Annotated in this window: 12 protein-coding genes; 6 read left to right on the top strand and 6 right to left on the bottom strand. The window is 69.3% G+C overall.

Going from position 1 to position 12,175, the window contains the following annotated elements:
* Positions 1-17: 17 nt before the first annotated feature.
* Together ABD224_RS18850 and ABD224_RS18845 are read right to left on the bottom strand one after the other, a co-directional pair.
* Positions 18-185: a hypothetical protein gene (locus ABD224_RS18850; protein WP_344051318.1), complete on the bottom strand. Its 168-nt coding sequence runs from the start codon at positions 183-185 to the stop codon at positions 18-20.
* A gap of 464 nt (positions 186-649) precedes the next feature.
* Positions 650-1,141 (bottom strand): ATP-binding protein, encoded by a 492-nt coding sequence (locus ABD224_RS18845; protein WP_344051316.1) that lies wholly within the window; start codon positions 1,139-1,141, stop codon positions 650-652.
* Positions 1,142-1,393: 252 nt separating this feature from the next.
* Between ABD224_RS18845 and ABD224_RS18840 the strand changes: the two genes are divergently transcribed.
* From ABD224_RS18840 to ABD224_RS18825, 4 genes are all read left to right on the top strand, one after another.
* Positions 1,394-2,737 carry an NsdA family TPR-like regulatory protein gene (locus ABD224_RS18840; protein WP_344051314.1) on the top strand — a complete coding sequence of 448 codons (1,344 nt, stop codon included), beginning with the start codon at positions 1,394-1,396 and terminating at the stop codon, positions 2,735-2,737.
* 72 nt (positions 2,738-2,809) lie between these two features.
* Complete coding sequence (locus tag ABD224_RS18835; RefSeq protein WP_344051401.1) at positions 2,810-3,982, top strand: serine hydrolase domain-containing protein; 1,173 nt, start codon at positions 2,810-2,812, stop codon at positions 3,980-3,982.
* Positions 3,983-4,237: 255 nt separating this feature from the next.
* Complete coding sequence (locus ABD224_RS18830; protein ID WP_344051312.1) at positions 4,238-4,990, top strand: GIY-YIG nuclease family protein; 753 nt, start codon at positions 4,238-4,240, stop codon at positions 4,988-4,990.
* A 257-nt stretch (positions 4,991-5,247) separates the two neighbouring features.
* Complete coding sequence (locus tag ABD224_RS18825) at positions 5,248-6,129, top strand: alpha/beta fold hydrolase (RefSeq protein WP_344051310.1); 882 nt, start codon at positions 5,248-5,250, stop codon at positions 6,127-6,129.
* A gap of 106 nt (positions 6,130-6,235) precedes the next feature.
* On the opposite strand, the gene ABD224_RS18820 is transcribed toward ABD224_RS18825, so the two are convergent.
* The 4 genes from ABD224_RS18820 to ABD224_RS18805 form a co-directional block, all read right to left on the bottom strand.
* Positions 6,236-6,493 carry a helix-turn-helix domain-containing protein gene (locus tag ABD224_RS18820; RefSeq protein WP_344051308.1) on the bottom strand — a complete coding sequence of 86 codons (258 nt, stop codon included), beginning with the start codon at positions 6,491-6,493 and terminating at the stop codon, positions 6,236-6,238.
* A complete protein-coding gene (locus ABD224_RS18815; protein WP_344051306.1) occupies positions 6,493-6,990 on the bottom strand; it encodes a DUF2975 domain-containing protein in 498 nt (165 codons plus the stop codon). Before ABD224_RS18815 ends, ABD224_RS18820 begins: the two co-directional genes overlap by 1 nt.
* Before the next feature lie 155 nt (positions 6,991-7,145).
* A complete protein-coding gene (locus ABD224_RS18810; RefSeq protein ID WP_344051304.1) occupies positions 7,146-10,166 on the bottom strand; it encodes a SpoIIE family protein phosphatase in 3,021 nt (1,006 codons plus the stop codon).
* Positions 10,167-10,446: 280 nt separating this feature from the next.
* Positions 10,447-10,899 carry an ATP-binding protein gene (locus ABD224_RS18805; protein WP_425581007.1) on the bottom strand — a complete coding sequence of 151 codons (453 nt, stop codon included), beginning with the start codon at positions 10,897-10,899 and terminating at the stop codon, positions 10,447-10,449.
* Between the two features lie 160 nt (positions 10,900-11,059).
* Between ABD224_RS18805 and ABD224_RS18800 the strand changes: the two genes are divergently transcribed.
* Both ABD224_RS18800 and ABD224_RS18795 read left to right on the top strand, forming a co-directional pair.
* A complete protein-coding gene (locus ABD224_RS18800; RefSeq protein WP_344051397.1) occupies positions 11,060-11,974 on the top strand; it encodes a helix-turn-helix domain-containing protein in 915 nt (304 codons plus the stop codon).
* Positions 11,886-12,068 carry a DUF397 domain-containing protein gene (locus ABD224_RS18795; protein WP_344051302.1) on the top strand — a complete coding sequence of 61 codons (183 nt, stop codon included), beginning with the start codon at positions 11,886-11,888 and terminating at the stop codon, positions 12,066-12,068. The genes ABD224_RS18800 and ABD224_RS18795 overlap by 89 nt, the downstream gene beginning before the upstream one ends.
* Positions 12,069-12,175: the final 107 nt, after the last annotated feature.

Raw genomic sequence — 12,175 nt, 5'->3', positions numbered from 1 at the left:
ACCCCACCGCTTGGTGACTACTCGCTGTCGTGCAGGTTGCCGTCGCCGCCCGGCCACGGCGCGTCGCCGGAACTTCCGGCGTTGTCGGACCGGAGGCTGTCGTACCGGTCGTGGACGGCGGTCAATTCCTCCACCGCCACCAAGAGCCCACTGCGGGCCGGAGGCGATGCGGTGTGCTCTTCCATCTCGTGCTCCTTCCTTGATGGGTCTCCCACCGGGGATCCGGCGGAAGGTCGCGGCCGCCCCACGGCTGTGGAAGAGATGGATTTCCGTAGAACGGCGATCGTTGTGGACGCGATCAGCTGCAACGTCACGCCTAGGACCAGGCAGCCCGGCCGCCCACGGCAGGGCAGCCGCGCCCTGGCGTACATCGGTCTCCAGACGCACTGGTTCAGTTCGTACAGACACACATGACAGAAGAAGAGAGCCGCGTGCAGATCGCTCGACCGGACGAGACCGGTCCACACGTCACCTCGATGTCCTCGTGTCTGCACCACAGCCGACACTCCCCATGAGCTTCCCGCGCGTGCCGGTCCCACAGCGCGTAGGCGGTGGACTCCCCGGTGACAGGGGCGATGTCGCGGCACGTGAGTCGGAACGCCAGATCACAGTCCGAGACGGAGCCGTTCGCACCGCATATCGCCCCCCCTCACGCGACTGCCAGTGCCGGGGCCTTGGGCTTGGTTACGACCTGCTGCTCGGCCCACTTCGCGGACAAGCCGCACGGAACGGCGGCGCGGGTCACCGGCACCACCATGGGCAGCTCGATCTCAGCCCACACACGCTTACCGGAACCGACGGGTTTCCAGGCACAGCACGCCGCGAGAAGACCAACCAATGCCAGACCTCGCCCGCTCTCGTCGTCCGCTCGGACGCGCCCCGTCCGCGGAACCGACGGATCGCCGTCAAGGACATCGATCGCCAAACGACCCGGCCGGTACCGCAACCCGACGGTGATCGGTCCCTTCCCATGGACCACGGCGTTGGCGATGAGTTCGGAGGCGACCAGGCGAATGGCGTCAGTTGTCCCCTCATCCAGCGGCACACCCCACGCACGCACTTTGTCGACGATCTCGCGCCGGACCTGGGGCACCTCCTTTTCCGTACCCGTGAGGACGAACCAGTGGACGAGCATGGACATGGCGGACGCCTCCGAGGAGCTGGAGACGGCTCCACCCCCCGACGAGGGCACGGGAATGGGGCCGTCGATCTGAGGAACCGCTCTGCGAGCGCCCCCTTTCAGGACGCTCTTGACGGCTGACACCCAGTCAACGGCGCTGACACGCAAGTCGGAACGTTTCCAGGGGGTTTCTCCTGAAAACACCCCTCCCCGCGCTCGGATACGAGAAGTAATCTCCCCGCTACGCCTTGAGGGGATGACAGGAGGGGTGACATGCCTGATGATCCGTTAGCAGTTCATCCACTGACCTTCCTGCTGCAAACCCGTGGGTGGGGGAAAGCAGAATTCGCTCGCCTCATGCAGGAGCACGGGAGGTCGCTCGGTATCCCGCTGGCGACCAACCGGACGACCGTGTGGAAATGGGAACAGGGTCAGGAGCCTGATGCGGACGCTCAGCGCGTTCTCGCCCACCTGCTGTGCGTTCCGTATGAGCAGGCACGCGCGGAAGGATGGCCCCGGTGGCTCCCTGTCTGGGAGGTGACAGGGCTCACCGCTCCGTGGACCGAGGCCGGTACCGTCGAGGCATTGTCCGATCTGGTGGGGAGTGGTCGCGTGGACCGCCGGGGCTTCCTCACCATCACGGGCGCCACCCTGACGGGTCTCGCAGCGAGCTGGGTGGACGCGCCCTCCGCCGTGGCCGCGGCACTCAACGGCGACCGGGTCACGGACACGATGGTCTCGACGATCGAGCAGCGCATCGGCACGCTCCGCACGCTCGACGACCAGCTCGGCGGCGCTGGACTGCTGGAGCAGGCGCGAGGCGACCTGGCCCTGGTCACCGGTCTCCTCCGCGGTGGCCGCTGCACCGACAGAGTCCGGCTCCGGCTGTACGCACTGGCGGCCCGCACAGCGCACCTGACCGGGTGGATGGCCTACGACGCCGGTCTACGATCCGCGGGACAGCGCTACTACGTCGGTGCTCTGCGCAGCGCCCGCACTGCCGGTGACGATGCCTTCGGCGCGTTCGTCCTGGCGGAGATGGGCGTGCACGTCTCCGAGGCCGGACACACCGCCGAGCGGGTCGACCTCATCTCGACCGCCATCGACAACGCGCCACGCTCTCTCTCACCCTGTATCCAGACCTTCCTCCACTTGCACAAGGCCGAGGCGCTCTCGCGGAACGGAGACCATCGTGAGGCCGGTACGGCGCTCAACCGTGCCATGTCCCTTTGGGAACGTCAGGAGGCGGAGGATAGCCCCGACTGGCTCGACTGGTTCGGCGAGGCGCAACTGAGGTCGACCGAGGGAAAAGTCCTGTTGCGCTCGGGACAGGTGGAACGCGCGACCAGCTCCCTGGAGGTCTCCGTGACGAGAGCCGCCCCTCGGGACAAGGCCGTACGATCCAGCCGCCTGGCAAAGGCCCGGCTTGCCGGCGGTGACCTGGAGGGCGCGCTGGACGCCGCACACTACGGTGCCGGACTGCTGGAGGACAACGTCAGTTCCATACGGGCTCTGGACCGCCTCAAGGAGTTCTCCGCACAGCTGGAATCGCACAAGTCCGTTCCTGCTGTCTGCGAGTTCCGCGAACGTCTGCGGGAACTGTCCGTCGCCATTTGACGGCCACCGCCTGGGCGCCGAGGATGACTCCGCCTCGGTGAAAAGGGCGATGAGGCTGCCAGGATGGGCGGCATGACGACGATCCACGGTGAGGTGGCACCCGGGTTCGAGCCGGTGCGGGCGGCGTTCGTGGAGAACTTCTCCCGGCGCGGAGACCTCGGTGCGGCGGTGTGCGTGTACCGGGACGGCCGACCGGTGGTGGACCTGTGGGGTGGTGTGGCCGACCCCGAAACGGGTCGTCCCTGGACGCGGGACACGCTGCAACTGGTCTACTCGGCGACCAAAGGCGCGACCGCGACTGCGGCGCACATACTGGCCGAGCGTGGCGCGCTGGACCTGGACGCGCCCGTCGCGAAGTACTGGCCGGAGTTCGCCGCGAACGGCAAGGCGGACATCCCAGTGCGTTGGCTCCTGTCCCATCAGGCCGGTCTGGTCGCGCTGGATCGGCCAGTGCCGTTGAGGAAGGCGCTGACCTGGTATCCGATGGCGGAGGCACTGGCCGCCCAACGGCCCCTGTGGACTCCGGGCACGACGCACGGGTACCACGGCCGGACCTGGGGCTGGCTGGTCGGCGAGGTGATCCGACGAGTGTCCGGCCGCTCGCCGGGGCGCTTCTTCGCCGACGAGATCGCAGCTCCCCTCAGGTTGGACTTCTTCATCGGCTTGCCGACGAGTGAACGCGACCGAGTCAGCCGCATGGTGCACCAACGGCCGGACGTCGACCTCACCACCGTGCCCACCGAGTCGGTTCCCGAGGAGCTCCGTGAACAGGTCGCCGCCTGGCGGGACCCGGACTCGTTCAGCAACAGGGCGTACGCGGTCACCGATCCGCCCGAGATCGACTTCGATTCACCTGAGGTACAGGCCGCGGAGCTCCCGGCGTCCAACGGGATCGGTACCGCACGTGCGCTTGCGCGCATGTACGCCGCGTTGATCGGCGAGGTGGACGGGGTACGCCTGCTCTCCCCGGCCGCCCTTGCATCAGCGACTGAGGAACAGGCCGCCGGGAAGGATCAGGTCATGCTGGTCCCGAGCCGCTTCAGCTCCGGATACATGCTGCCCACCAAGGCCAATCCGATGATCGGCCCGAGTTCTTTCGGGCACACCGGCCGTGGGGGATCACTCGGTTTCGCCGATCCGAAACATGGAATTGCCTTCGCTTATGTGATGAACCGTGTCATCGGAGGCAGCGATGATGTGCGCGCTGCCTCACTGGTCGACGCAGTGCGGAGGTCACTGGCGTAGCCTTCCAGAGCTTCTGGAGCTCCCGCCGAGGTCTTTGACGGGGCACGTGGGTGTACACCTCCATACCTTCATCGTCACGGCGATCTCGGAGCGACAAAGGGGCTGCATGACGCTCCGGACACGTCAAGGAAAGCCGGAAACAAGGCGCGGGTGTACCGGGAGTACGCGCGGAGTTGCCGCACATCGCCGCCTTTGTCGTCTTTGTTCCCTTCCTCCAGGTCCGGAGGGTTGTTCGTGGCTGCTTAGCATTGCCGCATGGAGGCGCGTGGTCAGGCTGGCCGGCAGGTCAAGCGGATAGAGCACAAGTGGGGATTCGGGCTGGCTCCGGTCAAGCCGGAGGTGCAGCGCGAGCGTGTCGAGGCCGCGCGGACGGTCCTGGCCACCCTCACCCAGGGGCACCATGCGGCTCTCGGCCGGCTCGACGACCTCTCGACGGTCACGGGCCTGTTCACCCGGGCGTACGACAAGAAGCAGTGGGACTGGTTCACGGTGTGCGCCCAACTGGGGTATCCGTCCTACAAGGAAGCACGCCGGGCGTCCAGTACGCTCCGTCACCTTCGCCTCTGTCTCCGGGACGCCAACTGGCAGGCGGCGGAGGAGGCCGCGACGACCTTGAAGAAGGCCGGGCTCGCGGACCGGCTGCGCAACTTCATCGCCGGTACGCCGGCTTCCCTCGACGGCCGTGGCTTCATCTATGTGCTCTCCACCCGCGAAGCCCCCGAGATGCTCAAGATCGGTTACACCAACCGCGATCCTCTGACCCGGGCCAAGGAGATCAATTCTGCGACCGGCGTGGTCATCCCCTGGGGTGTTCGCGGTGCGTGGATGGTCGACCACGCCCACCGTGTCGAAGCGGACGTTCACGCCCTCCTCGCCGACTACCGCGTCCGCAAGGACCGTGAGTTCTTTCATCTGCCGTTCGCGGAGGCAGCCCGCATCATCGACGACTACGTGGCAGGGCTCACCGAGGTTTCGCAGGAGCGTTGTCAGCGCGTCCGTTCTTCTTGAGCGGCACTTTCCTGTTCGTCGGATGTCGGCCGTGGGAACGCCTGTCCCGGCGGGCAGTCGTGGCGGGTCCGGGCCGCGCCGTGCTCCGGGTGGGGCAACTGTGTTTCCGGGACGCAGGGTTACCGAGTCGTCGGTCATGCGTCGCGGTTGGCGGCCACGCTGTGTCATCACTCGGACGGACCTGTCCAGCAAGGCGTGCGGGCGTTGGTCCTTCAGGCTGATGCACGACCGGCCCGTCCCCTGAAAGAGGTACAGCCATGAAGTTGCCTCGTCCTCTGTACGGCAGGGCACGCCGCATACGCACACGGTCCGTCGGCGTGGCGACGCTCCTCGGTACCGCACTGATCATGGCGGCAGCGCCGGTGGGCGGTCCCCCGGCCGTCCCGGACAGCGGGGCACAGGGCAAGGACGGCGCGACGGCACAGCAGCGTCCCACCGTCGTCCTCGTGCACGGCGCCTTCGCCGACTCCTCCAGCTGGAACGGCGTGATCCAGCGCCTCAAGGACGACGGATACAACGTCGTGGCCGCCGCCAACCCGCTGCGTGATGTCGCGGGTGACGCCGCCTACCTCAGGGGAGTCCTCGACACCATCGAAGGACCGATCGTCCTGGTCGGCCACTCCTACGGCGGCTTTGTGATCACCGAAGCCGCGGCCGGCGACCCGGATGTGAAGGCGCTGGTGTACGCCGCCTCGTTCCTTCCGGAGAAGAACGAGAGCGCGTCGGCTCTGTCCGCGAAGTTCCCGGGGAGCACCCTCAACGAGAACGTGACGTCCTTCACCTACCGCTTGCCCGACGGGTCCACCGGCACCGACCTCGTCATCAAGCCGGACAAGTTCCACGAGCAGTTCGCGGCCGACGTCCCCGCCGCGCAGGCCGCGTTGATGGCCGCGACCCAGCGTCCGATCGCCGCCTCGGCGCTGGACGACAAGCCGGCGGCAACCGCCTGGAAGTCCATCCCCTCCTGGGTGCTGCTCACCTCCGAGGACCGCAACATCCCCGTCGCCGTCCAGCGCTGGATGGCCGAACGCGCGGGCGCCCGCACCAAGGAGGTCCGCTCCTCGCACGCCGTCATGGTCTCGCATCCCGACGTCGTCGCCGACTTCATCGCCGACGCCGCTCGTGCCACCGCCCAGTGAGGCAACCGCGTGGTCGCCCGGGGGCCGTCCGGCGCGCACCGGGCGCCGGGGAAGGGCTCGCCTCGCCGAGAGTGCGCCTGTCAGGCTTCGATGCGTCGTCCGGGCGTCAGCCCCGGTTGCCGGCGCTGGCAGCCGGTGTCCTGTCCGTGTCCGCGGCGTTCTCGGGCTCCCAGCGCAGCAGGTCCCCGGGCTGGCAGTCCAGCGCCTCGCAGAGTGCGGCGAGCGTCGTGAAGCGCACCGCCTTGGCGCGGCCGTTCTTGAGGACTGCCAGGTTGGCGGGGGTGATCCCCACGCGTTCCGCGAGTTCGCCCACGGACATCTTGCGCTTGGCCAGCATCACGTCGATGTCGACGACGATCGGCATCAGATCACCCCGGCCAGCTCGGCCCGCATCCGCGCGGCCTCGACGTCACGCGCGACGGCCTGGGCGAGCAGCGTCCGCAGAACGAGCACGATCAGCGCGACCCCCAGGGCCGCCAGGCTGACCCCGCAGATCAGAAGGACGATGCCCGGGGCGACGGCCTCCCCCGGCGCCAGGACGACAGCGAGCGCGAACACCAGGAGGGCTGCCGCCGCGAAGGCACCGGTCACGATGTCCACGTACCGGAAGGCAGCGTGGGAGAACACCGTTCCGCGCCGCACCATCGTCACCAGTCGCCACACGCAGACCAGGACAACCTGGGCCGACGTGATGCCCAGAATCATGATCACGAGGACCGGGGTGCGCAGGTGCGCGTATTCCGGCTTGAGTCCGTTCATGTCGATGGCCAGCAGAGGCATCATCACCGTCTGGACGAAGACCGAACCGACGAACAACACCGCGAGCACGGCCCGCAAGGCGAGCACCGCCGCCTTTCCCATCGCCCCTCCTCCGATCGAACAACGATAACAATCTATCGATATTCGATAGGCGCAACAAGGGGGCAGCAAGGGAAGAGGCCGCGTTCGGTGGGGCAAGGTTCCCGTACGGTTCCAAAAGGCTCAGCATGCGGTCGACGGTCGGCAACCGACGGCCGTCACGGCAGGGGCTGTTCCGTCCAGATGACCTTTCCGTCGGCGGTGTAGCGGGTGCCCCACCGTTCGGTGAGCTGGGAGACGAGGAAGAGCCCGCGTCCGCCCTCGTCCTCGTTCCTGGCGCGGCGCAGCCTGGGGGACGTACTGCTGCCGTCGGAGACCTCGCAGACGAGCGCGCGGTCGCGGAGCAGCCGCAGCCGGACCGGGCCGGTGGCATGCCGGAGGGCGTTGGTGACCAGTTCGCTGGCGACGAGCTCGGTGGTGAAGGCCAGCTCGTCCAGTCCCCAGTCGGCGAGCTGCGCGGTGACCGCCGCACGGGAGCGGGAGACGACCGTCGGGTCCTCGGGCAGGTCCCACTGGGCGACCCGGTCCGGGCCGAGCGCATGGGTACGGGCGACGAGCAGGACGATGTCGTCGGCCGGCCGGTCCGGGAGCAGTGCGCCGAGAACCGCCTCGCAGGTGTCCTCCGGAGCGAGGTCGGCGCGGGCGGCGCGGGCGAGGACGGTGCGCAGCGCGTCCAGACCGACGTCGACGTCCTGGGACCGTTTCTCGATCAGGCCGTCGGTGTACAGCACCAGCCGACTGTCCTCGGCCAGCTCCAGCTCGACGGTCTCGAAGGGCGTCCCGCCGAGTCCGAGCGGCGGCGCCGGCGGCAGGTCGACGAACGTCACCGTGCCATCGGGAGCGACCACCGCGGGCGGGGGGTGCCCGGCATGGGTGAGGGTGCAGCGCCGGGACACCGGGTCGTACACGGCGAGCAGACACGTGGCGCCGATGATCCCGGAGCCCTGGTGCGAGGGCTCCACCATCCAGCCCTCGCCCCGGTCGAGCCGGCACACCAGGTCGTCCAGGTGGGCGAGGAGGTCGTCGGCCGGCAGGTCCAGGGAGCAGAAGTTGTGGACGGCGGTGCGCAGCCGGCCCATGGTGGTGACGGCGTGCAGTCCGTGGCCGACCACGTCGCCCACCACCAGCGCCACCCGGGCGCCGGACAACGGGATGACGTCGAACCAGTCGCCGCTCACCCCGGTCTGTGCGGGCAGGTAGCGGAAGGCGACGTCGACGGCGTTCTCCTCGGGCCGCCCCCGAGGCAGCAGGCTGCGCTGCAGGGCGAGAACGGTGTTGTGCTCGCGCGTGTAGCGGCGGGCGTTGTCGATGCAGATCGCCGCGCGGGCGGCCAGCTCCTGGGCCAGGGACAGATCGTCGTCCTCGAAGGGGGCCGGCTTGCCGGAGCGGTAGAAACTCACCACGCCGAGAGTCTCGCCGCGGGCCTGCAGCGGCACCGCTATCAGGGAGTGGATGCCCGCTGCGAGAATCCGCTCACTCCGCGCCGGGTCCTGGGTGAGCCAGCCGCCGGCCTCGGCCAGGACGGGCTCGAGCACGGGCTGCCGGCTGTCCAGACTGCGGGCCTGCGGCGTCAGCGGCGCGAACCGTATCTCCGCACCGACGTCGTACAGGGAGGAGTCCTTGTGCACGGCGCCCAGCGCCACCCGGCGCAGCACGGTCCCCGTGTGGAACGGCTCGGGCTCCTCGCCGTCCAGCACGGCACCGGGCAGATCGACGGCGGCGAAGTCGGCGAACCCGGGGACGGCCACCTCCGCCAGCTCCTCCGCGGTACGGGTGACGTCCAGCGTGCTGCCGATGCGCAGGCCGGCCTCGTGCAGCAGCTCCAAACGCCGGCGGGCCTGCACCGCCAGCCGGCTGACGCCGGTCTCACCGACGAGCAGCGGCCAGCCTCCTCCCTCGCCGCTCTGCTCGTCGCCCTCACGGCCGTCACCCCCATGGCCGTCGCCGTCACGATCGTCCGGTCCGGGCCGGGCCCGCGGGTGCGGCCCGTCGCCCCCGCGCGCCGAAGAGGACGCGGTCGGCGGCGTGTGCGGGGCGGCCAGAGGTGTTCCGTCCGTCTCCGGCGCGACGGGAGGGGAGACGAGAGGGGATGCGGGAGGGAGCGCGGACGGGAGGGGGACGGCGGCCGCCGGGAATGCCCGGGACGGCGCCGCCGGACGCGGCGTTCCGGCGGCGACCGGGCTCGAACCACCGCGTATACGGGCCTCGACGACCACTCCGGTCTCACCCGCCGCTGCGGTGACCGGGCGGCACCGCAGCGTGGCGACCCGCCCGTCGGAGAGAACCACCTCGTCCAGGGTGCGCTGCGGGAAGGCGATGAGTGCCTCGGCCTTCTCCCGCAACAGGGCCAGGTCGACCGGGCCGAGCTCCGCGTTCGCGTATCCGGTCTCGTATCCGGTCTCCCGGCCCGACGACGTCCGCTCGAGCCAGGACCATCCGAGCGCGCCGTCGTATGCCTGCCGGTAGGCGGCAAGCAGAGCCCGTTCGCGCTCCGTGGCCTGCTCCAGCAGCCGTGCCTCGATGCCGTGAACGGCTTCGCGGACCACGCGCAGCATGGCGGGGTCACCGTGTTCCCGCAGGCAGGTGAGGTCGACAACGGCCTCGATACGCCCGCTGAGCGGGTCGCGGACGGGCGCGCCCGCACAGGCGAACGGCACCAGGAAGTCGGAGAAGTGCTCGCGGCCCACGACGTAGAACGGGCGGCGCCCGCTCAGCGCGGTGCCCACACCGTTGGTGCCCGAGACCGATTCGGAGGCATCGCATCCGGGGGCGAACGCCACCTTGTCGAGGCGCTGGAGGAGCTCCCGGCCGCCCCCGCGGCGCTGGGCCATACGGCCTTCCCCGTCGCACAGCACGACCGTCACCCCCATCTCGTCGAGCGAGGCGGCCAGGTCCCCCAGCACCGGCTCGGCGGCCCGCAGGAGCCGGTCGTCCAGCCCCAGGCCGGGGACGTAGGGGCATGCCGTCCGGTGCGGTTCGAGCCCCGCGAACCGACACCGCTTCCAGGAGTCGAGCACCGGCCTCCGTACGTCCGCTTCGATCGGCGCACCGGAAAGGAAACGTTCATGTGCATCGGCGAGCCCACCGATGTCGTCCCAGGTGATGGGCACCAGGATCACTTCCTCGTGTGGAAGCTCCCCGACCGCGCCGCCGCTCGGCCGGTCCAGGGCCTTCTTCACGCAGCTCTCACCGTAGGCACCCTGTGACACGCACCACAACACACGAGGTGTGAGGACCGGCTGCCTACGCCGCATTGGTCCGGACCAGACCAGAACGACGGCCCGTACCGGCGCCCGCGTCTGCTCGACCGTGCGATGTCCCGACCGCGCGGCGTCCCGGCCATGCCGTGTGCGAGGCCGCCGGGAAAGCCGCACCAGGCATTCCGGGTTCCCGGGCGCCGGCGGACCATGCCGCCGGGGCACCGGGGCACCGGGGCACCGGGGCGGGCCGGGAGGCCGGTCAGGACAAGGACACCTCCGCCCAGACCGTCTTGCCCACGGGTCGGCGAGGTGCCCATCCCCAGTTCCTGGCCAGCACGTCCACCAGGAGCAGGCCACGGCCCGACTCCCCGTCGGGGTGACACGAGGGCGCGGTCATCGGTGGCCGTCTGTCCGAGGCGGCGTCCGCCACTTCGATGCGGATCACGCCGGCCGTCGCGTCGAGGGTGAGACTCAGGGCGAAGTCGCGGCCGGGGACCCGGCCGTGCCGCACCGCGTTCGCCGCCAGCTCGCCGACGATGAGCGCCACCGTGCACGACGCGTCCGACTCCGGCGGATGTCCCCACTCCTCCACGCACCGCACGGCAGCACGCCGGGCCAGCCGTGCGCCTCGGGTCGTGGAGGCGAACTGCGCGGCAAACGTACGGGCGTTGGGCGCCACGCCTTCCCCCGGAGCGGTCGTTCCTGTCAGCACGGCCTGTCCACCCTTCGTGCACGATTCATCACGTTCCGCGCTCAAGAGTCGGCCCAGAGCCCTACTTTCGGAAGATGGCGTGGCCTTACCCCCCAACTCGTAAGAACTCGTAAGAAACGGAAGTGACGCCTTGGCCAAGGAAATTGACCCCAGTACGTCCATGGCGGCGCTGTTCGGTTCACGGGTCCGCCGACTCCGTCTGGCCGCCGGACTGACCCAGGCCGAACTCGCCAGGAAGATCCATGTGGTGAGCAGCCGGATCGCCCAGATCGAACGCGCCTGCGGGGCAAAACCGACCCTGCGCATGGCGCAGGCGCTGGACGTCGCCCTCAACGCGGACAACCTGCTGGTCGACCTGTGGCCGTACGTGTACCGGGAGGCGTTCCCCGACTGGTCACGGATGTTCATGGCGTACGCGGAGAGGGCCGTGTCCATCCGTGAGTACGCGGCCCATGTGGTGCCGGGCCTGCTGCAGACCGAGGCCTACGCACGAGCAGTCCTGAGTGTCGGTCAAACGCTGACCGGAGAAGAGCAGTTGGAGGAGAGGGTCGCCGCCCGCATGGAACGTCAGGAACGCCTCGGTGCGCCTGACCGGCCGGACCTGTGGGTCATTCTGGACGAGGCGGTTCTGAGACGTTCTGTCGGTGGTCACGCGGTGATGCACGAGCAGTTGAAGCGACTGCTCGGGGACGCGGAGGAAACCTCCATCACCGTGCAGGTCCTGCCCTTCGACCAGGGAGAGCACCCTGTGATGGGCGGATCGCTCACGCTCCTCACGCTGCCGGACGGCTCGGAGGTCGCGTACAGGGAAGGCGCGCACTACGGCCAACTCATCGAAGAACCGGACGATGTCAGGCACTTGGCGCTGACTTACGATCGGCTGCGGGCGGCAGCTCTGCCCCCACTCATGTCGCTCGACATGATCCGGTCCGTGATGGAGGGCAACCATCATGCAGCGCATCTCCCGTCCCGATCCGCACGGCGTCGTGTGGCGCAGGAGCAGCTACAGCAATCAGGAGGGTGGCAACTGCGTGGAGGTCGCGGACGGACTCCCCGGCGTCGTCCCCGTCCGTGACAGCAAGGTTCCGGGCGGTCCCGCTCTGGTCTTCCCGGCCGGTTCCTGGTCCGCCTTCATCGACGGGCTGAAGAGCGGCCGGCACCGCGTCTGAGCCGGTCGAACACCGGTCACCATCCGTTCTCCGGGGCCCGAGACCCGGCCGCTGCCAGGCTGCCGGGCCGGGACGGACCACCCGGACAGGAGGGTGCGGGCGCGTTA

The sequence above is a fragment of the Streptomyces thermoalcalitolerans genome (genome assembly GCF_039525155.1).
GTDB classification, from domain to species: domain Bacteria; phylum Actinomycetota; class Actinomycetes; order Streptomycetales; family Streptomycetaceae; genus Streptomyces; species Streptomyces thermovulgaris.
This window is presented reverse-complemented; position numbering and strand designations above follow the sequence as displayed.